The organism is Kitasatospora sp. GAS204B, assembly GCF_029892155.1.
Lineage (GTDB): Bacteria > Actinomycetota > Actinomycetes > Streptomycetales > Streptomycetaceae > Kitasatospora.
In genome coordinates, this window is the sequence record NZ_JARZAG010000023.1 from 105,308 (window position 1) to 127,063 (window position 21,756).

The window sequence follows — 21,756 nt, forward strand, 5'->3', positions numbered from 1 at the left end:
CACCCCTACCGTTGAGTAACAACACTCGCGCGAGGAGAGTCCCGGATGACCGCCTACCCCCACCTGCTGCGCCCGCTCGACCTGGGCTTCACCACGCTGCCCAACCGGGTGCTGATGGGCTCGATGCACGTGGGCCTGGAGGAGGCGCCGAACGGCTTCGAGCGGATGGCCGAGTTCTACGCCACCCGGGCCCGTGGCGGGGTCGGCCTGATCGTCACCGGCGGCATCGCGCCGAACGAGGCCGGGCGGCCCTGGAGCGGCGGCGCCAAGCTCACCACCCCCGAGGAGGCGGCCGAGCACCGCGTCATCACCGAGGCCGTGCACGCCGCCGGTGGCAAGATCGCCATGCAGATCCTGCACTTCGGCCGCTACGCCTACCACGAGGACCTGGTGGCCCCGAGCGCGATCCAGGCGCCGATCAGCCCGTTCGTGCCGCACGCCCTCACCGAGGAGCAGATCGAGCAGACCATCGAGGACTTCGCCCGCGCCGCCGAACTCGCCCAGCGGGCCGGCTACGACGGCGTCGAGATCATGGGCTCCGAGGGCTACCTGATCAACGAGTTCATCGCCGCGCCCACCAACCAGCGTGACGACGCCTGGGGTGGCGACTACCGGAACCGGATGCGGTTCCCGGTGGAGATCGTCCGCCGGGTGCGCGAGCGGGTCGGCGCGGAGTTCATCCTGATCTACCGCCTCTCGATGCTCGACCTGATCCCCGGCGGCTCCACCCTGGCCGAGGTGATCGAGCTGGCCCAGGCCGTCGAGGCGGCCGGCGCCACCATCATCAACACCGGCATCGGCTGGCACGAGGCGCGCATCCCCACCATCGCCACCTCGGTGCCGCGCGGTGCCTTCGCCCGGTTCACCAAGAAGGTGATGGGCTCGGTATCGATCCCGCTGGTCACCACCAACCGGATCAACACCCCGGAGCTGGCCGAGGAGTTGCTCGCCGACGGCTACGCGGACCTGATCTCGATGGCCCGCCCGCTGCTCGCCGACCCCGACTTCGTCGCCAAGGCGGCGGCCGGCACCCCCGAGGCCGTCAACACCTGCATCGGCTGCAACCAGGCCTGCCTCGACCACACTTTCAGCATGAAGATCACCTCCTGCCTGGTGAACCCGCGGGCCTGCCACGAGACCGAGCTGGTGCTGGCCCCGACCCGGCTGCGCAAGCGCCTGGGCGTGGTCGGCGCCGGCCCCGCCGGGCTCGCCTTCGCGGTCACCGCGGCCGAGCGCGGCCACGCCGTCACGCTCTTCGACGCGGCCGAGGAGGTCGGCGGGCAGCTGAACATCGCCCGCCGGATCCCGGGCAAGGAGGAGTTCAACGAGACCCTGCGGTACTACCGCCACCAGCTGACGGAGCGTCAGGTCGAGCTGCGGCTGGGCACCTTGGTCACTGCCGAGAGCCTGGCCGCAGAGGGCTTCGACGAGGTGGTGCTGGCCACCGGCGTCACCCCGCGCACGCCCGAGATCGAGGGCAGCGACCACCCGAGCGTGCTCGACTACCTGGACGTGCTGCGTGACCAGGCGCCGGTGGGCGAGCGGGTGGCGATCGTCGGCGCCGGCGGGATCGGCTTCGATGTCGCCGAGTACCTCACCGACCCGGGCACCTCGGCCAGCCAGGACCCGGCCGCCTTCTTCGCGCAGTGGGGTGTGGACACCGAGCACGCCGGCGCCGGTGGCCTGCGCAAGCCGGAGCGCCCCGAGACCAAGCGTGCGGTGCACCTGCTGCAGCGCAAGACCAGCAAGGTCGGTGCCGGGCTGGGCAAGACCACCGGCTGGATCCACCGCACCGAGCTGAAGCACCGTGGCGTGGCCATGGTCGCCGGCGTGGACTACCAGCGGATCGACGACGCCGGCCTGCACCTGACGGTGGACGGCGAGCCGCAGCTGCTCCCGGTGGACACGGTGGTGCTCTGCGCGGGCCAGGAGCCGCGCCGTGACCTGGTCGAGGGCCTGCGCGAGCGGGGCATCGAGCCGCACCTGATCGGCGGCGCGGACGTGGCGGCCGAGCTGGACGCCAAGCGCGCCATCGACCAGGGCACCCGCCTGGCGGCCGCGCTCTGATCACCCGCAACGGGCGGGACCGGCGCCCTAGGGCCTGTACGGCGGATCTTTTCGGATGAGCCCGCGGCGTTGGGCGCCCGGCTGGGCGTGCGCCCGAGTCGTCCTCGTACTGGACGTACTTGGGCGAGTCGGGCGTGCGTCCAGCCGGGATGCCCGGCGTCGCGGGCCCGGAAAGATCCGCCGTACAGGCCCTAGGGTCTGCCGGACAGGTCCTAGGATGCCCAGCAGTACCGTCGCGCACCCAGGAGACCGGTCCCGCCATGTCGCTGCCGCACGCCATCCTCACCGCCCTGCTGGAGAAGCCTTCCTCCGGGCTGGAGTTGACGCGCCGCTTCGACAAGTCGATCGGCTTCTTCTGGTCCGCCACGCACCAGCAGATCTACCGTGAGCTGGGCAAGTTGGAGCAGGCCGGGCTGATCCGGGCGATTCCGCAGCCGCCCAGCCGGGGCCGGCGCAAGGAGTACGAGGTGCTGGCGGCCGGCCGGGCGGCGCTGGTCGACTGGGTGGCCGAGAGTCAGGACCCGAAGGCCGTCCGCGAGCCGCTGCTGCTGCGGTTGCGGGCGGCCGCCGTGGTCGGCGCGCCTGGCTTGCGGGCCGAGCTGGAGCGTCATCTCGCCCTGCACGAGCGGCAGCTGACGGACTATCTGGCGATCGAGCAGAAGGACTTCCCGGCCGAGCCGGCGGGCGAGCAGAACCGGCTGCAGCACCTGGTGCTGCGGGCGGGCATCGGGCTGGAGACCTTCTGGATCCAGTGGCTCACCGAGGCGCTGGCCGAACTGCCGGACACCGCACGGCCGTGACGGCCCGCGGCGGCGGTCAAGTGGAACCGCTCCCAAGGGCGGTGGCGCCCGGTCGGCGATCAGGACGGCCTGCCACAATGGCCCGGTTCCGCCCCGTGACCGTCGCCCGAGGTGATCGATGAGCTCCACCGCACAACGCCGCCCCGGCGCGCACCGCCCCACCCTGGAGGAGGTGGCCGTGCTGGCCGGTGTCGGCCGGGGCACCGTGTCCCGGGTGGTCAACGGCTCGCCCCGGGTCAGCGACCGGACCAGGGCCGTCGTGGAGCAGGCGGTGGCCGAACTCGGCTACGTGCCCAACCGGGCCGCCCGCACCCTGGTCACCTCGCGTGCCGACGCGATCGCCCTGGTGGTGCCCGAGACCGAGACCCGGCTCTTCTCCGAGCCGTACTTCGCCGACATCATCAGCGGTGTCTGCGCGGAACTGGCCGACTCGGAGCTGCAGTTGCTGCTCGTCCTGGTCCGCGACCAGCGCGAGCGCGACCGGCTCTCGGCGTACCTGCGGGCCCAACGGGTGGACGGTGTGCTGCTGGTCGCCGTGCACCGCGACGACCCGCTGCCCGGCACCCTGGAGGAGCTGCGGATCCCCGTGGTGCTGGCCGGGCGGCGCGCCGACCACGAGCCGCTCAGCTACGTCGCCGCCGACAACCTGGGCGGCGCCCGGGCCGCCGTACGCCACCTGCTGGCGGGCGGGCGGGAGCGGATCGCCACCATCACCGGGCCGCTGGACATGGAGGTCGCCGAGGCCCGGCTGGCCGGCTACCGCGCCGCGCTGGCCGAGGCAGGGCGGGCGGGGTCGGACGACCTGGTGGGCCTGGCCGACTTCACCGAGCAGGGCGGCCGGGCGGCGATGCGCGAACTGCTGGACCGCGTCCCCGACCTGGACGCGGTCTTCTGTGCCTCCGACGTGCTGGCCGCCGGCGCGCTGCAGGTGCTGCGCGCGGCCGGCCGCCGGGTGCCCGAGGACGTCGCGCTGGTCGGCTTCGACGACTCGATCGTGGCCCGGCACACCGATCCGCCGCTCACCAGCGTGCGCCAGCCGACGGCGGAGTTGGGCCGCACCATGGTCCGCCTGCTGCTGGACGAGATCGCCGAACCGGGCGGCCCCAGGCACCAACTGGTGCTTGGCACCGAGCTGGTGGTGCGCGACTCCGGGTGACGCCGACGCCCGCCCTGACGCTCCGTCAGGACTACTGCGAGCCCTGCTCGGTGTCCTGATCCGGGGTGAACTGCCCGCTCAGGTCGGGAACCGTGGCCAGCACGGTCGGCGAGACCACGGCGAGCGCGTCGGTCGGGTTGACGGTGGCCCGGGCCGGCGCGGCCACCTCGATGTAGGCGGCGCGCAGCGTGGTGGTGAAGCGGTAGCCGCCGTGGCCGTCCTGCTCCAGGTACCACTGCAGGTTGTCGACGTTCGGTCCGGTCGACATCTGGTTCGCCACGCTGTTCAGCGAGGTGGGCCGGGCCACCCCGCAGCGCAGCACGGTGCGGGGTGAGGTCTGCCAGACGGCGACGTACGGCGAGCCGGCCGGGTCGGCCCGCGGGTGGCCGAGCAGGGTCGGCGGCAGTGCCTTGATCAACGCGGCACAGAAGCCGGAGACCGCGGCCGCGGGCTTGGGCGCGGTGACCGGCGGCTGGTACGTGCCGTCGGTCATCAGCACCGCGCCGGTGCAGGCGAGCAGTACCAGCGGCGCCGCGAGCCAGCGGACCGGCGCGGGCAAGGCCTGCAGGGCGCGCCGAGCGCGCTGGGTATGGGACACCGGGAGATGGTAACCGGCGCTCATGAGGCCCGGGCCGTTCGGGTGCGCTCCTCGGTCCCGGTGGCTCGGCCCCGCTGATCGCCTCAGTCCTGGCGGATCGCCGAGACGTCGAACTCCAGCGTCACCTTGTCGCCGACCAGCACGCCGCCGCCCTCCAGCGAGGCGTTCCAGGTGATGCCGTAGTCCTTGCGGCTGATCGTGGTGGAGCCCTCGAAGCCCACCCGAAGGTTGCCGTACGGGTCCCGGGCGCTGCCGTCGAACTCGACCTCCAGGCCGATCGGGCGGGTCACGTCCTTGACCGTGAGGTTGCCGTTGAGCCGGTAGCGGTCGCCGCCCAGCGCCTCGATGCCGGTCGAGCTGAAGAGGATGTCGGGGAACTTCGGCGCGTCCAGGAAGTCGTTGGTGCGCAGGTGACCGTCGCGCTGCTCGTTGCCGGTGTCGATGCTGGCGGTCTTGATGGTCACGGTCACGCTCGACTTGGTGGGATCGGATCCGTCGAGGTGTGCCCGGCCCTCGAACTCCTTGAAGAAGCCGCGAACCTTGGTGACCATCGCGTGCCGGGCCGAGAAGCCGATCCTGGTGTGGGCGGGGTCCAGGACGTACTCGCCGGTCAGCTCGGTGAGCGGGGTGTTGCTCATGGTTCCTCCAGATCAGTCCGAGTCACACCGGGGCGCACCGGAGCGGCGGCCCCGGCACCACGGTAGGTGCGGACCCGCTCCGGGTGGCCACGGCGCGCGGGACCGAACGGACTCAGCGGCGGCGTCGGGTCGGCTCCGACGGCTCGTCGGGCTCCGGCTCGCCCGGGGCGGGCCCGGTGGGGTCGGGACCCGGCACCGGGGGCCTGGGCGCGGGCGGCCCCGGCACGGGCGGCAGCGGCTCCGGCGGGATCGGCGAATGCGGGGGAGCGGCGTCCGGATCGGCAGGGAACGGGATGCTCATGATCCTCACCTCGCCCCCCGCCTACCCGGCCGGCGGCCGCTCAACCGCGCCACAGGGCCCCCGTGGATTCGCCGTCGCACGGGGGCCCGGAGCCGGGCGGGCCGGATCAGCTCAGGTGGAACGAGGTGTCGTCGATCAGGAACGCGGTCTGCGCGCTCCCGGTCACGTGCGAGGTGAACTTCACGATCACCGTCGAACCGAACTCCGAAGCCACGTACGGCGTCAGGTCGATCGAGACCGGCACGTAGCCGTTGGTCGCGTCCAGGTTCGACCAGTTCTTCAGCACCGCGATCTGCTTGCCCGAGTACTGGTCGTCCAGCTCCAGGCTCAGCGTGTCCTGAGCCTGCGCCGAGGTGTTCGTCGAGTCCACGTGCAGCCAGAACGAGAGGCTCGCCCGGGTGTAGCCCGGGGTGGTCTCCACGCCCTGGGAGAGCGAGTCGTCGGTGGCGGCACTGTGGCCGAGCCAGGCGTAGCCCTGGCCCGAGCGCGGCTGGTGGGCGGTGGACTGGGTGATGATGCCGGGCGCGGACTGGGTCCACCAGCCGGGGTAGTTGCCCTTGACATCGGTGGGCACCTCGAAGCCGGGGTCGACGATCTGCTCGATGCCCAGGCAGCCGTACTCACCGGTGGTGAAGAAGCCGTACCAGAAGCGGGTGCTCGCCTGGTTGCCCGCGTCGTCCCGGACCGTCACCGTCACGTCGTGGTAGCCGCGGTCGTCGGTGCGGCCGCGGATCACACCGGTGCGCGGGTCGATGCGCAGACCGTGCGGCAGGCCGTCGGCGCGGTAGCGCAGCTTGCCCGACGCGGTGTCGGCGGCGATCACCGGCAGCTCCACCTGCTTGCCCGGTGGCGCGGTGCGGTCGCACATGGTGCTCACCACCAGTGGCTGATTCGCCTCCACCGGGTGCGAGCCCGAGCAGGTGTGCTGGTCGTTGGACCAGGTGGTCTGCACGGCGAAGGCGCCGGTGGACAGCTGCAGGTTGAACAGCCCGCCGGGGGTGCCTTCGGTGATCCAGGCGCACTTGTCGCCGTTCTCCTGCCCTGCCGGGTCGATCCAACCGCCCATCGCGTTCTGGTCGGTGAGGGTCTCGGCGTACTCGTGGCCGCCGAGGATCGACCAGCCGTCCAGCCGCCCGCGCGGTCCGGGGTTGATCCAGTTGGTGCCGCAGTACTTGTAGTCGGTCAGGTACGGCATCAGCGTGTAGGCCAGCGTGCCGTACGAGGAGCGCTCGAAGGTGTGCCAGGCGCACCAGCTGTTCAGCTCGTGCCAGCTGTCCGGGTCCGAGCCCTTGGCGGTGGTCACCACGTACTGCACGTTGCGGTTCTGTGCCTCGCTGGTGTTGCCGAAGTGCTTGGCCGCCGCGGCCGCCTCGGCGGCGATCTGCGGCTCGGTGGCCCGGTCGGGCGCGGCGGCGGAGTTGTCCACCCAGACGCCCGCGAGCGTGCCGCCGGCCTGCGGATAGCCGACGTGCGAGGCGTTCGCCGGGCAACTGCCGCTGCCGCTCGCCACGTTCTCGCAGTACTGGGTCAGCACCCCGCTCCACGCGTCGCCGTTGCTGCCCAGGCCCTTGAAGAAGTCCTGCTGGTACGGTGCGGCGCTGTCCGGGTCGTTGGAGAGCGTGGTGTCGCCGCTGGCGTCCGTGCCGGCCGTGCCCCACTGGGATCCCCAGTAGATCACGTAGACCTTGGGCGGCCCCGAGGTCACGCCCACCGAGTCCTGGCCGCCGCGGTAGGCCAGGTTCGGCTGGCCGTTGTTGACCGGGACGATGGTGTGGCCGGGCGCCGGGTCGGCGTTCGGGCGCGGGTCGCCGGTGCTGGGGCCGGTGGCGGCGCCGGTGGGCGCGCTGGCGGCGGCGTGCGGGTGGCCCGGCTGGATCTGCACCCAACTGCCATGGGTCTGCACCCAGCCTGCCGAGGCCGGATGCGGGTCGGCGGCCTGCTGGGTGCTGTCGGCCTGTGCTGCGGTGGCGGCGGTTCCCAGAGCTCCGGTGAGGGCCAGCCCGAGGGCGAGCAGCGCGGAGCCGAAGAGCCTCCGCCCGCGTGGCGCGCCCGTGGGGAGTGCGGTCACAAGAATTCCCTTCTCGGTGTGCGGTGAAGGCGGCGGCCCCCACCGGTCCGGTCGGCGGACGCTGTACCATTGCACATGTCACACGGTTTTAATCCCAGGGCTGCTGATAAAGCTTCAGTAAAGTCCTTCGGAGCCGCCGGACCTGAGCACACGTCAGCTGTGGCGCGACCGGCTGCCGAACCTGCGGGACCTGGGCTGAGCCGCGCCGACCCGATCGGGCAGGATGGCGGTGGCGGGTCGAGACGGAAGGTCGGGTGGGGGCGTTGCGCAGGTACGGGCGTGCGGTGGTCGGCGTGGTCGCGGTGCTGGCCTTCGGGATCGTGGTGCACGGCGTGCACGGCGGCGGCCAGGGCACCGCCGGGGCGGCCCACCCGAGCGCCGCCACCACCGCGCCGCCCGGCGCCGCGAGCCCCGGCGGGTCGCCCGCAGCGTCCCCGTCCGCCGACGCCTACGCTCCTGCCCGCTTCGCCGCCCAGGTCCGCAGCCGGGCCGGCCAGGCCGGGATCGACCCCCAGCTGCTGATGGCGATCCTCTACAACGAGTCCTACAAGCCGCACGACCCGGCCGTCGAGCGGGCCTGGCAGCAGCTCAAACCGGACGCGGCGTTCGGCATCGCCAACATGCACAAGGCCGCCTTCGACGACACCAAGGTCGGCCGTGACTTCGCCGGGCGCCGCTGGGAGGAACTGCCCGACGACCCTGACCTGGCGATCGAGGCGGCCGCCTGGTTCCTGCACGACCTGGCCGCCCAGCTGCCCGCGCACCCGGCCGCCGCCCTCGACAAGGACGAGCTGCTGGCCCTCGGCTACAACGCCGGAGCCGGCAACATGCTCGCCATCGCCCGCGGCACCTCGCCCGGCCCGGCCGCCCGCTCCTACCTGGACGAGCTGCACGCCAACTGGGCCAAGGCGGCCACCGCGCTCGCCCAGTAGGCCCCCTGGCCCTGACGCACCATCAAGAGAGTGACACTGCCTCCCGTTCGGCGCAGTCCGGCTGGTGGTGGCCATCTCCGGCTTCACAGACTCGAAGCCGGGGGTGACCGGACCACTGGAGGCATCCTCATGAGAATCGTTCTGCGCCGGGCGGCCATCGCCACCACCATCCTCGGCCTCGCCGTCGGGGCGAGTGCCTGCAGCAGCGCCAAGAGCTCCGGCAGCAGCGCGGGTGCCAGCAGCTCGACGTCCGCCATCAAGATCGGCCTGCTGCTGCCGGAGACCAAGACCACCCGGTACGAGCAGTTCGACAAGCCGCTGATCGAGGCCCAGATCATGGCGCTGGACCCGAACGCGACCATCGACTACTACAACGCCAACCAGGACGCCACCACCCAGCAGACCCAGGTGGACACCGCTCTCACCAAGGGTGACCAGGTGCTGATCCTGGACGCGGTGGACGCCAAGGCGATCCAGTCCTCGGTCCAGAAGGCGCACAGCGCGGGCGTGAAGGTGGTCGCCTACGACCGGCTGGCCCAGGGGCCGGTGGACGCCTACGTCTCCTTCGACAACAACAAGGTCGGCCAGCTCCAGGGCCAGGCCCTGGTCACGGCGGTGGGCAGCAAGGCGAACAGCGGCCAGATCGTCATGATCAACGGCTCGCCCACCGACCCGAACGCCGGCGAGTTCAAGGCCGGGGCGCACAGCGTGATCGACGGCAAGCTGAAGATCGGCAAGGAGTACGACACCCCGAACTGGGACCCGAACAACGCCAACCAGGAGGCCGCCGCCGCGATCACCGCGCTGGGCGGGCAGAACGTGGTCGGCGTCTACTCGGCCAACGACGGCATGGCCGCCGGCATCGCCACCGCGCTGCAGGCCGCCAACCTGAGCGTGCCGCTGACCGGCCAGGACGCCCAGCTGGACGCGGTGCAGCGGATCCTGGCGGGTACCCAGACGATGTCGATCTACAAGCCCTACAAGCCGGAGGCCGACACCGCCGGCACCATGGCGGTCGACCTCGCCCAGGGCAAGGCGCTGTCCAGCTCGGTGGCCCCGACCACCGCGACCAGCGGCAGCGGCACCAGCGTGAAGTCCGACCTGATCACCCCGGTCGTGCTGAACAAGGACAACATCAAGACCACCGTGGTGGCCGACGGCCTGTACACCGTCCCGCAGATCTGCACGCCGCAGTACGCCGCCGACTGCACGGCGGCCGGCCTCAGCTGACCGCTCCCAGGCGAGCGCACTCTGCCGGGCTATCAGAAGGGAGCGGGTCCCATGGCCGGTCAACCGGTGCTGGCCCTGCGCGGGGTCTCCAAGCGGTTCGGAGCGGTGCAGGCACTGACCCACATCGAGCTCGAGGTGCGGGCCGGTGAGGTGCTCGCCCTGGTGGGCGACAACGGCGCCGGCAAGTCGACCCTGGTCAAGGCGGTCGCCGGGGTCAACCAGCCGGACGAGGGCGTGATCGAGTGGGAGGGGCGGCCGGTGACGATCCACCGGCCGCAGGACGCCCAGCAGCTGGGCATCGCCACCGTCTACCAGGACCTCGCGCTCTGCGACAACCTGGACGTGGTCGCCAACCTCTTCCTGGGCCGCGAGATCAGGCGCTTCGGCGTGCTGGACGAGGTCGCGATGGAGCAGCGCTCCCGGACCCTGCTGGACACCCTGTCGATCCGGATCCCCAGCGTGCGGATCCCGATCGCCTCGCTCTCCGGCGGTCAGCGCCAGGTGGTGGCGATCGCCCGCTCGCTGATCGGCTCGCCGAAGGTGGTCATCCTCGACGAGCCGACCGCCGCGCTCGGCGTCGAGCAGACCGCGCAGGTGCTGGACCTGGTCGAGCGACTCAGCGGGCAGGGCCTCGGGGTGATCCTGATCAGCCACAACATGGCCGACGTGATGGCCGTGGCGGACCGGATCGCGGTGCTCCGGCTGGGCCGCAACAACGGGATCTTCGACCGGCGCGGGACCTCCCAGGAAGAGATCATCTCAGCCATCACCGGCGCCACGGACAATGCCGTGACCCGCCGTCAGGCCCGTGGTACGGAGGGCGACCAGTGACCGACGATCCCAACACCCCGGGTGACGAGGGGCGGTTCACCGAGGGACGGCACGAGGAGGGGCGGCGCAAGCTGCCGGAGGAGTCCTTCCCGACCGGCGGCGTCAATGCGCCCGTCCCGGTGGCCTCCGAGGCCACCCCGGCGGTGGACCCGCGGCTGATCGTCCGCCAGGAGGGCGTGAAGGGCTACCTCGGCGAGTTCCGCCGCCGGCTGAGCAGCGGTGAGCTGGGCTCGCTGCCGGTGGTCCTGGCGCTGGTAGTGATCTGGGCCGTGTTCGGCAGCCTGAACAGCACCTTCCTGTCCGCGCAGAACCTCTCCAACCTCTCGCAGCAGATCGTCGGCACCGGGATGATCGCGATCGGCGTGGTCTTCGTGCTGCTGCTCGGCGAGATCGACCTGTCGATCGGCTCGGTCAGCGGGCTCTGCGCCGCGATCTACGCGGTGCTGGAGGTCACCCACGGTGTCAACCAGTGGGTCGCGCTGCTGTGCGCGCTGGTCAGCGGGGCGGCTGTCGGCTTCATCCAGGGCACCTTCTTCGCCCGGGTCGGGGTGCCCGCCTTCGTCGTCACGCTGGCCGGAAACCTGGGCTGGAACGGTCTGATGCTGCAGATCCTGGGCACCAGCGGGACGGTGAACCTCAGCGGCACGGACATCGTCTCCCGGCTCTACAGCACGATCTACAGCCAGCAGGCCGCCGCCTACGGGGCGGCCACCGCGGGCGTGCTGCTCTTCCTGGGCGCCTCGCTGCTGGACGCCACCCGGCGCCGGTCGGCCGGCATCCCGTCCCGGCCGGTCGCCGAGATCGCACTGCGCACCGTCGCCCTCGCGGTGGTCGCCTACCTCGCCGCCTACACCCTCAACCAGTACAAGGGCCTGCCGCTGGCGCTGCTGATCTTCCTGATCTTCATCGTGGTGCTGGACTTCGTGCTGCGCCGGACCACCTACGGGCGCCAGGTCTTCGCGCTCGGCGGCAACATCGAGGGGGCCCGGCGGGCCGGTATCAACGTGCCCAGGATCCGGATCACCGTCTTCATGATCTGCTCCACCATGGCGGCGGTCGGCGGCCTCTTCCTGGCCGCGCAGATCCAGTCCGCGAGCCAGACCTCCGGTGGCGGCAACCTGCTGATGAACGCGATCGCGGCCGCGGTCATCGGCGGCACCAGCCTCTTCGGCGGGCGCGGCAAGACCTGGTCGGCGCTGCTCGGCGCGCTGGTGATCGGCTCGATCCAGTCGGGCATGAACATCCAGGGGCTGAGCAACGCGATCCAGTTCATGATCACCGGTCTGGTGCTGCTCGCCGCCGTGGTCATCGACTCGCTGGCCCGGCGCACCCAGAAGGCGGCGGGGCGGGCCTGACCCGACGATCGGCACGATCGGCCCGTGCGGCCCAGGTCCCTCAGACCTGGGCCGCACGGCTGCGGCGGGGCAGCGTGGTGGCGAGGGCGAGGACCGCGAAGGCCAGCAGGGTGAGCGCGGCGAGTCGGGCCCCGGTGCCGCCGCCGCCCAGGTGCAGGGCCAGCGTGACGGCGGCGACCCCGATCGCGGTGCCCAGGCCCCGGGTCATGTTGACCATGCCACCGCCGGTGCCCGCCGAGGTGGTCGGGATCGCCCGCATCACCAGGGTGTTGTTGGCCGGGACGAAGACCCCGAGCGCCAGGCCCAGCAGTGCCAGCGACAGCGGTAGCAGGGCGGCGGTCGGCGGCAGCACCGTCAGCAGGGTCAGCGCGACCACGCAGCCGGCCGCGCCCACCCGGCTGCGCAGCTGGTCGCTCCAGGCACCGGGCAGCAGCCGGTCGGCGGTGGTGGCCGCGAGCGCGAAGCCGAGCGGCAGGGCGGTGAGCACCAGGCCGGTGGTCAGCGCGCCGCCACCGCGCCGGGCCAGCTCCACCGGGACCAGCACCAGCGGGCCGAACAGCACCAGGTAGCCGCAGAGGCCGGCCAGCAGGCCCGGCCCGAGCCGGCCGGTGCGCAGCAGCGCGAGGTCGACCAGCGGATTGGCGCACCGGCGCTGGCGCCGCAGGAAGGCCCAGCCGGCGGCGACGGCCACGGCGGCCGGCAGCAGCGCGGTCCAGGCCGGCGGGCCGAGCCCGGAGGCGACCGAGAGCGCGAGCAGCGCGGCGGTGGTCGAGCCGCCGAGCAGCAGCACGCCGGGCCCGTCGATCCGCGAGCCGGTGGCGCACTGCCGGGTGCGCGGCAGCAGGTAGTGGCCCGCCACCAGGGCGATGATGCCGATCGGGACGTTGACCCCGAAGACCCAGCGCCACCCCAGGGTGCTCACCAGCGCACCGCCCACGGTCGGCCCGAGCGCGAGCCCGATCGCCTGCCCGGCCGCCTGGATCCCGAGCGCGGAGCGCATCCGGCCCGGTGGGGCGCTGGTGGTGACCAGCGCCACGCTGTTGGCCTGCATCATGGCCGCGCCGACCGCCTGGACCACCCGGAAGGCGACCAGTGCGGCCAGCCCGGGGGCCAGTCCGCAGGCGGCGGAGGCGGCGGTGAAGACCGCGAAGCCGTACAGGTACATGAGCTTGCGGCCGCGCACGTCGGATATCCGGCCGACCGGGACCAGGAAGGCCACCAGGGTCAGCAGGTAGCTGAGCGACACCCACTCGACCCCGGCCGGCGTGCTGTGGAACTCGGTGCGCAGCGGCTGGTAGGTGAGCGTGACGATGCTGGCGTCCAGCTGGCCCATGAACGCGCCGAAGCAGACCGTTCCGACGGCGAGCCGCCACGCCCAGCGGTGCTCCCGGACGGCGTCGGGGCGGGCCCGCTCGGTGGTGAGCAGCGTGCGCAGCCGCAGGCCGGGTGCCGGGTGCGGCGGGGCCGGGCGCTCGCGTACGGGCATGGGTGGACCGTTCTGTCGCTGACCGGATCTATCGGCTTCAGATTACATCGCTGGCAGACATATTCGATAGGGGAGATGTTCGCGATGGTGGTGCTCGGCGAAAACGCGTTCGACGGCGGGCCTCGGGTCCACCGCGGCCAGCCGGCCGACCAGGCGCTGGTCGACCGGCTGGTGGTGTCCGGGAGAGAGGCGGTCAGCGTGACTGGGTGAGCGACTTCCAGTTCGTCACCGGCTGGTCCTCGACGACGACCCGGTCCTCGTGGCGGTCGTCGCCCATGATGCTGATCGTCCGGAACTGGTCGTGGTGGAAGACCCAGTAGCTGCTCAGGCCGGTCGGCTGCTGCTCGTCGGGCACCGGCAGGACGGTGGTGACCCGGTCGATGTTCTTGAAGGCCTCCTGCCACTGCGAGATCCGGCGGTCCTCGCGCTGCAGCACGTCGGTGTGCCGGGTGCTGTGGTCGATCGTGATGACCCGGAAGAACTGCTCGCCGTTCAGCGTGTGGAAGACCCAGTACCAGCTCTGGCCGTTCAGGGGGTTGCGGTCCGGGACCGGGATCACGAAGTCGAGCTTGGCCACCCCGTTCAGCGACTGCCAGCGGGTGAGCGGGCCGTCGCCGCGCTCCATGACGTCGGCCTGGTTGCCCTCGGCGAGCGAGACCACCCGGTACTGCTGCTGCCCGTTGACCGAGTGGAAGACCCAGAACCAGCTCTTGCCGTCCTTGCGCTGCATGTCCGGATAGGGCAGGAAGAGGTCGATGTTGGTCACCCCGTTCAGCGACTTCCAGGCGGAGAGCGGCTGGTCGGGCTTCTCCAGGGCGTCGGCGTGCCGGCTGCCGTCGGCGATCGAGATGATCCGGTACTGCTGGGCGGCCCCGAGGGTGCGGAACGCGTAGTACAGGCTCTTGCCGTTGCGGCGCTGCAGGTCGGGGATCGGCAGGAAGGTGTCGACCGGCCGGCCGGGCTCCACCCGCTCCGTGTCCGGCAGCTTGCCCTCGCTGAGCGACCTGAGGGTGGAGAGCGAGGGCACGAAGGCGTACACCGAGCCCTCGGTCTGCACGAAGCGGTGGAAACCCAGCGGCACGGGCTCCTTGCCGTCGGCGCGCTCCCAGGTCAGGGTGCCGTCGAGGCCGACCATGCCGTCCGGACCCGTCCTGCCGTTCCCGTTCGCGTCACCCCGGTTGGGCGGGAAGTCGGGGGCGTCGATCCAGGACTGCTGGATGAACTCGAACTGCGAGATCAGGTCCACCTGGTAGCTGACGAAGAGCAGGCCGCGCTTCTCGTCGGCACCGCCGGGTCCCTCGACAGTGGGATCGAAGGGGTGGCCGTACGGGCTGCCGCGCCGGATGATCCGGCGCCGGTCCATGATCGGATCCTCGTCGAACGGCTCGGCGGTGCGGCTCTCGCGCAGGCCGTCGCGCGGATTGGTCTTGCGCAGGTGCGAGAAGAGCGGGGTGAGCGTGCCGTCGGGGTCGTCGCGGAAGCTGATGTCGTTGTCGTTGGCGGCCACCGTGTTGAACGGCCGGTCGGCCTCGGGGCACTTGGCGACGGGGGTGCCGGAGCGCCAGCGGCCCACCATCCGCGAGGCCAGCCACTCCACCGTGGTGTTCTCGTCCACCGCCTTGGCCTTCTTCAGGACCTGGAGCTGGGCACCCACCTGGGCCCACCAGCCCGGCACGTCCTGGCCGAGCCGGCGCACCACCTGGAACGAGCCGTTGGTCGCCCAGGCGGGCAGCACGATCGGGCCGGGCGGCGTGAAGCCGGCGCGGGTCACCTGCTGGTCCGGGTAACCGGCGATGAACTCGCCGAACTTGATCAGCCGGGTGCCCGGGTGGTCCTTGACCCAGCCGGCCCGCTTCGGGTCCTCCTCGTCGAATCCGTGCACCCCCGGCTCGCTGACGCCGTCCTTGAACCCGAAGTGCTCCTTGCCCCGGCGGCTGCCCTTGAGCGTCGCGCAGTCCTGCTGGAAGAGCACGGTGATCCGGAACTCCGAGGCGCTCTCGCGCTGTTCGGCCACGGCGCTGGCCAGTTCCGCCACCGAGTCGGAGGCGATGGTGAGCACCGCGTGGACGGCCTGCCGTTCCGTGTGGTTGCCGAAGTACCACTTGTCGGGGTTGCTGTCGCCGATGTCGCCGAGCAACTCGTGGCGGACGGCCGGGCCTTGCTTGAACGCGCCGAGCGTGGTGTTCGCGGGCTGATCGGGGTAGGGGTCCTTGCCGGTCAGCGCGGCCAGGCCCTGGTAGCTGAAACTGACGTTCAGCCAGGTGGCCTTGAGGCCCTGCGGATCGCCGCCGGACTGCTTGCGGGCTTCGCTGTAGGCCTTGTTGAAGGCCGCCACCTGGCGGGTGGTGGCGATCCGCGGGGTCAGGCGGCGCAGCCAGGTGCGGGCCTGCGTGCCGTCCTCGAAGCGTAGGAAGAGCAGGACCATCTGGTCCTTCTTGAACCCGGCCAGGATGTCGCCCTGGATCTCCTCGCTCTCGCGCAGGAACAGGTCGGTGGGCTGACGGGCGGTCGGCTGCTGGGGAGTGGGCTGGACGTCGGTCGTCATGCGGTCTCCAGGTCGGCGGGGCCGCTCTGCTGCTGTCGCTGAGCGTGATCATAAGGTTACGATGCGTACGCGAACAGTGCCAGGATGACAGGCCGTCATCCATGCGCTTCGTAACACTCCGTCACTAGCTCTTGGGAGTCCCATGTCCCGATCCACCTCGCCCCGGTTGGCCCGGGCGGCGGCCGTGCTCTCGGCCTGCGCGGTCGTCTCCGCGCTGGCCACCACCACCGTGCTCGCCGCCCCACTGGCCGATCCCGCCGTACCGGCCCAGGGCACGTTCACCGCCGAGCAGGTCAAGGCCGAGGTCCGGCCGGACGAACTGGCCGCGCTCGGGCCTGACGAGGCGCAGTACCGTGCCTGGGTCCGGCTGGAGTACCGGGCCGCGCAGAACGGCAGACGGGCCAACGCGCCCTACCCGCAGTCGGTCCGCACCGCCCGCTACAACCTGCTGCGCGACACCCAGCAGACGCTCAACGGCGCGTTCGACCCGAAGGTGTTCGGCAAGTTCACCGACTACTTCCCCTCGCTGGACTACGGCGACCACATCGCCATGCTGCCGACCGGCAAGGTGCTGATCTTCTCGTTCGAGCCGATCACCACCGACCCGACCACCGAGCCCGCGCCGACCATGACCATCGGCGCGGACAACCGCGGCCGCGCCTACCTCTGGGATCCGAGCGCCGGGACCGGGGCGAGCGCCTTCAAGTCCGTCCCGCCGCCGTCGGTCACGCTGGACGACGGTTCCGGCGCCACCCGCCCCGCGCCGTTCTTCTGCGCCGGGCACTCCTTCCTGCCCAACGGGATGCTCGGTGTCTTCGGCGGCAACTTCGGCGGCACCTTCGGCACCGGGGCCAAGCTCTCGCTGGTCTTCGATCCCTGGAAGGAGCAGTGGACCCGCAACCCCGACATGTCGGTGGGCCGTTGGTACCCGAGCGTGGTGACCGGCGAGGACGGCCGACAGCTGATCATGTCCGGGCAGAGCGAGGTCGGCTGGGGCTGGCCCACTCCGGTGGTGGAGCGCTTCCCGGCCAAGTCGGTGTCCGTGCCGTTGAGTCCCAACCAGGTGCCGGTCTCCGCCGTGGACCGGTTCGGCGCCGACGCGCCGTTCAGCACCGACTACCCGCAGCTCTTCTCGATGAACGACGGCAAGATCTACGGCTTCGGGCGCACCGCCAAGGAGCAGTGGAAGTTCGACCCCAAGGCCGAGACCCGCACCGACCTGCCGGCGCGCCCCGACCCCGCGCAGCGCAACTACGGCTCCGCGGTGGCCCTGCCCGGCGGCTTCCGGGGCCCCGACTCGATGCTGCTGCTCGGCGGCAACCGGGACGACCCGAACACCTACCTCTTCTCCGGCGGCAAGTGGAGCACCGAGAAGCCGCGGGCGTTCGGCCGCACCCAGGACGACACCCTGATCATGCCGGACGGCACGCTCTTCACCGTCAACGGCGCCTACGACATCCGCGACTACGGCAACGGCCCGCTCAACCCCAACGGCGACCTGAAGTACCGTCAGACCGAGGTCCGCGACGCCCAGGGCAACTGGCGGCTCGGCCCGGTGCAGCGGCTGCCGCGCGGCTACCACTCCAACGCGGTGATCCTCCCCGACGGGCGGGTCGCCGTCACCGGCGACGAGCTGCAGCAGATCGCCGACAACCCGGACACGGCGGCTGGCAACCCGGGCACCTTCGAGATCTACGAGCCCTGGTACCTGCAGACCGGCAGCCGCCCGGCACTGGACTCGGCGCCCACCGGCGGGCTGCAGTACAACAGTTCCTTCAAGGTGACCACCTCCACCCCGGACCGGGTCACCCGGGCCGTCCTGCTCTCGCCGATCACCTCCACCCACTCGGTGGACACCAGCCAGCGGCACATCGAGGTGCAGATCACCGGGCGCAGCGGCAACCAGCTCACGCTGCAGACGCCGCTGCTGGCGGCGGCCGCGCCGCCCGGGTACTACATGCTCTTCCTGCTCGACGCGACCGGCGTGCCCAGCGTGGCGAAGTGGGTGAAGCTGGAACCCGCCACCGGCGGCGGCCAGCTCTGAGCCGACCGTGCGGGGCGCCGGGTGGCGCCCCGCACCGCCGGGTGTCAGACGAAGAACGCGTTCATCCCCGGGACGTCCGACAGGTAGGTCTCGATCGCCCGGATCCGGTTCCCGTCGAGGAAGCAGACGGTGGCCAGGTACTCGTCCAGCACCCGGCCGTCCCGCTCGGCGGTGTTGTGCAGCGAGAGCGCCAGGTTGTCTCGGCTGAACAGCACGCGCTGGAAGTCGAAGTGGACGCCGTAGCCCGCGATCAGGCGCAGCCGCTCGATCACCGCGTCGGCCCCGTGCACCTGGCCGGAGATCCGGTTGTCGCCGGGCAGCGTCCAGTGGCAGTCCTCGGTGAGCAGCGAGCGGATCAGCGACCAGTCGGCGCTCCGCAGGCCGATGCGGAAGTTCTCGGCCAGGGTGGTCCTGTCGGACATCAGGTTCCTCCGGATTTGACGGTGTGTGAGGTCGGGCGCCCGTGGCCGTCAGTCTTCCCGCCCCGCGCGGGTACCGGAAATGCCGTGCCGAGCCGCGGATCATGCGTGGCGTGCATAATGCCGGGGTGAGCATCGACGAGCTGCGCTGGTTCCTCGCGGTGGCCGAGACCGAGCACGTCACCGACGCGGCCGCGCTGGTCGGCACCTCGCAGCCGACCCTCTCGCGGGCCATCGTCCGGCTGGAACGGCGGCTCGGCACCCCGCTGTTCGACCGCGACCGGCACCGGCTGCGGCTCAACGACTACGGGCGGGTCTACCGGCGCCACGTACGCCGGGCGCTGGCCGAGCTGGACACCGCGCAGGACCGGATCGCCGCGCTGCTCGACCCCGCTGAGCAGACCCTGCGGCTGGCCTTCGCGCACTCGCTCGGCGGCTGGCTGGTGCCCGAACTGCTCGGCGCCTACCAGCGGGATTCGCCGGGCGCCGCCTTCGCCCTGCACCAGGAGTCCGCGGCGGGCGTGCTGGATCTGCTCCAGGACGGATCGGCCGAACTGGCCGTCACCGGGCCGCGCCCCGAAGGGCCGGGCTGGCAGTGGCTGCCGCTGCGTGAGGAGCGGCTGGCGCTGGCGGTCCCGGCCCGGCATCCGCTGGCGGAGCGGTCGGTGGTGCGGCTGGCCGAGCTGGCGGGGGAGCGGTTCATCATCATGCGCGAGGCGCTCGGCCTGCGGCAGATCACCTGTCAGCTCTTCCACCGGGCCGGGGTGACCGCCTCGGTGGTGCTGGAAGCCGGGGAGGTCGCCACCATCCGCGGCATGGTCGGCGCGGGGCTGGGCCTGGCGGTGCTGCCGGCGGGTGACGGGCTGGTGGGCCACCGCGGCGTCCGGCTGGTCCCGCTCGCCGAGCAGGAGGCCTGCCGGGGCCTGGGCCTGACCTGGCACGCGGACCGGCCGGCCTCGGCGGCGGGGCGGCGCTTCCGGGCCTTCGCGACCCGGTGGGCGCTCACAGCGGCAGCAGACGGGTGATCAACTCGCCCAGCTGGCGGGCGTTTCGGCAGGGGTGCATGGCGACCACGCCCGCGTAGGCGAGGGCCGCCGAGTCGCCGGTGGACCAGGAGGCGGGCGGCTCGGGGTTGAGCCAGTGCACCCGGCGGGACTGCCGGGCCAGTTGGCGCAGGGCCGGCAGGTTGGGGTCGCGGTTGTTGTTGCGCGCGTCGCCCAGGATCAGCACCGAGCTGCGCGGGCCGACCGCCTCCCGGTAGCGCTCCAGGAACTCGCCGAGCGCCGAGCCGTAGTCGCTGTAGGGGTGGTAGCCGAGCACGGTGGCCTCGGCCAGGATCCGCCGGGCCAGCTCGCCCGGGTCGCCGCCGCCCGGCCCGAGCAGCTCGGTCACCTCGTCGATCCGGTTGACGAAGGCGAACACCCGTACCCGGCTGAACTCCTCGCGCAGTGCCTGGACCAGCAGCATGGTGAAGTCCGAGAACCCGGCGACCGAGCTGGAGACGTCGCAGAGCAGCACCAGTTCGGGCCGCTGCGGGCGGCGGCGCCGGTAGGCGGGTCGCAGCGGCACCCCGCCGGTGCCCAAGGAGCGCCGCACCGTGCGGCGCACGTCGATCCGCCCGCGGGCCGCGCGGCGCCGGTGGGCCGCCAGGCGGGTGGCCAGCTTGCGCGAGAGCGGTCGCACGGCCCGGCGCAGCTCGGCCAGTTGCTCGCGACCCGCGAACAGGAAGTCGATCTGCTCGACGCTGGGCGCCACCGCCCGGCGGGCGATCTCGTCGGTGCCGCGCAGTTCGGCGCTGCGCCGGCGGGCCTCGGTGGCGACCAGGGTGCGGAAGGCCTCGATCCGGCGGCGGATCTCGTCCGGCTCGATCCGCTCGGTGAGCTCGCTCGGCCGGGCCCCGCCCCGGCCCTCGCGCAGCGCGGCGAGCACCCGGGCCAGCAGGATCTGCGGGCGCAGCCGGTCCAGCGTCTGGTGCGCCGACCAGCCGCCCGCGCCGGGTGTGCCCGGTGCGTCGGGCGCCTGGCCGAACGCGCCGAGCGCCCCCACGGCCAACGCGGCCAGTTGCGCCATGGCCGCGCTGTCCCCGGCCGCGAGCGCCGCGGCCAACTGCTCGCGCAGCTCCTCGACCGTCAGCTCCTCCCTCCGCTGGGCGACTTCCGGCTCGCCGACCCGGCTGGGGAAGTAGAGGTCGAAGGTGGCGTCGAAGACCGACCGCTGGCCGTGCGCGCGCAGCAGGGCGGCGGCCAGCCCTTCGCGCAGCCGCTCCCGGTCGGCCAGGCCGAGCACGGCGAGCACCTGGGCGGCGTCCACCGTCTCGGCCGGGCCCACCCGCAGGGCGTTCGCCCGCAGCGCCTGGACGAACGAGGTGAGCCGCGCGGCGACGGAGCTCATACCAGGGTCAGCTTCTCGGCGGCCCGGCGCAGGTCCTCCTGGTGCTTGAGGATCACGCCGAGGCTGCGCCGGACCACCGCGTCGTCCAGTGTGTCGGCGCCGAGCGCCAGCAGCGTGCGGGCCCAGTCGATGGTCTCGGCCACCGACGGCGCCTTGCGCAGTTCCATCGCCCGCAGCGCGCCGACCGCCGCGACCACCGACTCGGCCAGCACCTGGTCCAGCCCCGGCACCCGGGAGCGGACGATCCGGACCTCCAACTCCGGGTCGGGGAAGTCGAGGTGCAGGAAGAGGCAGCGCCGGCGCAGCGCCTCGGAGAGCTCCCGGCTCGCGTTCGAGGTGAGCAGCACGAAGGGGCGGCGCTCGGCGGTGATGGTGCCCAGCTCCGGGACCGTCACCTGGAAGTCGCTGAGCACCTCCAGGAGCAGGCCCTCCACCTCGACGTCGGCCTTGTCGGTCTCGTCGATCAGCAGCACGGTCGGCTCGCTGCCGCGGATCGCGGTCAGCAGCGGGCGGGGGAGCAGGAACTCCTCGCCGAAGATGTCGGTCCTGGCCTGCTCCCAGCTCTCCTCGCGCCCGGCGGTGATCCGCAGCAACTGCTTGGCGTGGTTCCACTCGTAGAGCGCGCGGGACTCGTCGACACCCTCGTAGCACTGCAACCGCACCAGCCGGGCGCCGGCCACCGCGGCCACCGCCTTGGCCAGTTCGGTCTTGCCGACCCCGGCAGGGCCCTCGACCAGCAGCGGCTTGCCCAGCCGGTCGGCCAGGAAGACCGTGGTCGCCACCGCGGTGGAGGCCAGGTAACCGACCTCGGCCAGCCGGTCCGACACCTCCTCGACCGAGTCGAAGAAGCCCGTCTCCCGCTGCTCGTCCATACGTCAACTCCCGCCCCGCGCCG

19 protein-coding genes are annotated in these 21,756 nt (G+C 72.1%); 10 read left to right on the top strand and 9 right to left on the bottom strand.

The genetic code is table 11. The features are described from left to right. Nucleotides 1-45: 45 nt before the first annotated feature. From P3T41_RS27505 to P3T41_RS27515, 3 genes are all read left to right on the top strand, one after another. Nucleotides 46-2,067, top strand: a complete 2,022-nt coding sequence (locus P3T41_RS27505) for an NADPH-dependent 2,4-dienoyl-CoA reductase (protein WP_280693210.1) — start codon at nt 46-48, stop codon at nt 2,065-2,067. A gap of 260 nt (nt 2,068-2,327) precedes the next feature. Beyond that, nucleotides 2,328-2,867 (top strand): helix-turn-helix transcriptional regulator, encoded by a 540-nt coding sequence (locus P3T41_RS27510; RefSeq protein ID WP_280693211.1) that lies wholly within the window; start codon nt 2,328-2,330, stop codon nt 2,865-2,867. A 118-nt stretch (nt 2,868-2,985) separates the two neighbouring features. Further along, nucleotides 2,986-4,023 carry a LacI family DNA-binding transcriptional regulator gene (locus P3T41_RS27515; RefSeq protein WP_280693212.1) on the top strand — a complete coding sequence of 346 codons (1,038 nt, stop codon included), beginning with the start codon at nt 2,986-2,988 and terminating at the stop codon, nt 4,021-4,023. Between the two features lie 31 nt (nt 4,024-4,054). Here the strand turns inward: P3T41_RS27515 and P3T41_RS27520 are convergent, their stop codons facing one another. The 4 genes from P3T41_RS27520 to P3T41_RS27535 form a co-directional block, all read right to left on the bottom strand. Next, on the bottom strand, nt 4,055-4,621 hold the full coding sequence (locus P3T41_RS27520) for a DUF3515 family protein (RefSeq protein ID WP_280693213.1): 567 nt from the start codon (nt 4,619-4,621) through the stop codon (nt 4,055-4,057). Between the two features lie 83 nt (nt 4,622-4,704). Further along, nucleotides 4,705-5,259 (bottom strand): YceI family protein, encoded by a 555-nt coding sequence (locus P3T41_RS27525; protein ID WP_280693214.1) that lies wholly within the window; start codon nt 5,257-5,259, stop codon nt 4,705-4,707. 112 nt (nt 5,260-5,371) lie between these two features. Next, the gene (locus P3T41_RS27530) at nt 5,372-5,560 is read right to left on the bottom strand and encodes a hypothetical protein (protein WP_280693215.1); all 189 of its coding nucleotides are present in this window, start codon (nt 5,558-5,560) and stop codon (nt 5,372-5,374) included. Between the two features lie 106 nt (nt 5,561-5,666). Beyond that, nucleotides 5,667-7,628 (bottom strand): putative Ig domain-containing protein, encoded by a 1,962-nt coding sequence (locus P3T41_RS27535; RefSeq protein WP_280693216.1) that lies wholly within the window; start codon nt 7,626-7,628, stop codon nt 5,667-5,669. A 263-nt stretch (nt 7,629-7,891) separates the two neighbouring features. Here P3T41_RS27535 and P3T41_RS27540 point away from each other — a divergent pair, with 263 nt between their 5' ends. The 4 genes from P3T41_RS27540 to P3T41_RS27555 all read left to right on the top strand — a co-directional run bounded on the left by P3T41_RS27540 (nt 7,892) and on the right by P3T41_RS27555 (nt 11,976). Further along, entirely contained in the window at nt 7,892-8,560 is a 669-nt protein-coding gene (locus tag P3T41_RS27540; protein ID WP_280693217.1) for a transglycosylase SLT domain-containing protein, read from the top strand. A gap of 129 nt (nt 8,561-8,689) precedes the next feature. Beyond that, nucleotides 8,690-9,790 carry a substrate-binding domain-containing protein gene (locus P3T41_RS27545; protein WP_280693218.1) on the top strand — a complete coding sequence of 367 codons (1,101 nt, stop codon included), beginning with the start codon at nt 8,690-8,692 and terminating at the stop codon, nt 9,788-9,790. A 51-nt stretch (nt 9,791-9,841) separates the two neighbouring features. Next, entirely contained in the window at nt 9,842-10,621 is a 780-nt protein-coding gene (locus tag P3T41_RS27550) for an ATP-binding cassette domain-containing protein (protein WP_280693219.1), read from the top strand. A gap of 119 nt (nt 10,622-10,740) precedes the next feature. After that, entirely contained in the window at nt 10,741-11,976 is a 1,236-nt protein-coding gene (locus P3T41_RS27555) for a sugar ABC transporter permease (RefSeq protein WP_280693250.1), read from the top strand. Between the two features lie 40 nt (nt 11,977-12,016). On the opposite strand, the gene P3T41_RS27560 is transcribed toward P3T41_RS27555, so the two are convergent. Continuing rightward, the gene (locus P3T41_RS27560; protein WP_280693220.1) at nt 12,017-13,462 is read right to left on the bottom strand and encodes an MFS transporter; all 1,446 of its coding nucleotides are present in this window, start codon (nt 13,460-13,462) and stop codon (nt 12,017-12,019) included. Between the two features lie 75 nt (nt 13,463-13,537). On the opposite strand from P3T41_RS27560, the gene P3T41_RS27565 reads away from it, so the two are divergent. Then, nucleotides 13,538-13,672 (top strand): hypothetical protein, encoded by a 135-nt coding sequence (locus P3T41_RS27565; protein ID WP_280693221.1) that lies wholly within the window; start codon nt 13,538-13,540, stop codon nt 13,670-13,672. Here P3T41_RS27565 and P3T41_RS27570 read toward each other — a convergent pair. Continuing rightward, nucleotides 13,656-16,007, bottom strand: coding sequence for a Dyp-type peroxidase (locus P3T41_RS27570; protein WP_280693222.1), 2,352 nt, complete (start codon nt 16,005-16,007; stop codon nt 13,656-13,658). The two genes, P3T41_RS27565 and P3T41_RS27570, sit on opposite strands and share 17 nt — an antisense overlap. A 142-nt stretch (nt 16,008-16,149) precedes the next feature. On the opposite strand from P3T41_RS27570, the gene P3T41_RS27575 reads away from it, so the two are divergent. Beyond that, a complete protein-coding gene (locus P3T41_RS27575; RefSeq protein WP_280693223.1) occupies nt 16,150-18,051 on the top strand; it encodes a galactose oxidase early set domain-containing protein in 1,902 nt (633 codons plus the stop codon). 44 nt (nt 18,052-18,095) lie between these two features. Here P3T41_RS27575 and P3T41_RS27580 read toward each other — a convergent pair whose 3' ends face one another. Then, on the bottom strand, nt 18,096-18,473 hold the full coding sequence (locus tag P3T41_RS27580; RefSeq protein ID WP_280693224.1) for a nuclear transport factor 2 family protein: 378 nt from the start codon (nt 18,471-18,473) through the stop codon (nt 18,096-18,098). Nucleotides 18,474-18,598: 125 nt separating this feature from the next. On the opposite strand from P3T41_RS27580, the gene P3T41_RS27585 reads away from it, so the two are divergent. After that, complete coding sequence (locus tag P3T41_RS27585) at nt 18,599-19,495, top strand: LysR family transcriptional regulator (RefSeq protein ID WP_280693225.1); 897 nt, start codon at nt 18,599-18,601, stop codon at nt 19,493-19,495. Here P3T41_RS27585 and P3T41_RS27590 read toward each other — a convergent pair. After that, complete coding sequence (locus P3T41_RS27590) at nt 19,473-20,861, bottom strand: VWA domain-containing protein (protein ID WP_280693226.1); 1,389 nt, start codon at nt 20,859-20,861, stop codon at nt 19,473-19,475. The two genes, P3T41_RS27585 and P3T41_RS27590, sit on opposite strands and share 23 nt — an antisense overlap. Next, nucleotides 20,858-21,733, bottom strand: coding sequence for a MoxR family ATPase (locus P3T41_RS27595; protein WP_280693227.1), 876 nt, complete (start codon nt 21,731-21,733; stop codon nt 20,858-20,860). Before P3T41_RS27595 ends, P3T41_RS27590 begins: the two co-directional genes overlap by 4 nt. Between the last annotated feature and the right edge of the window lie 23 nt (nt 21,734-21,756).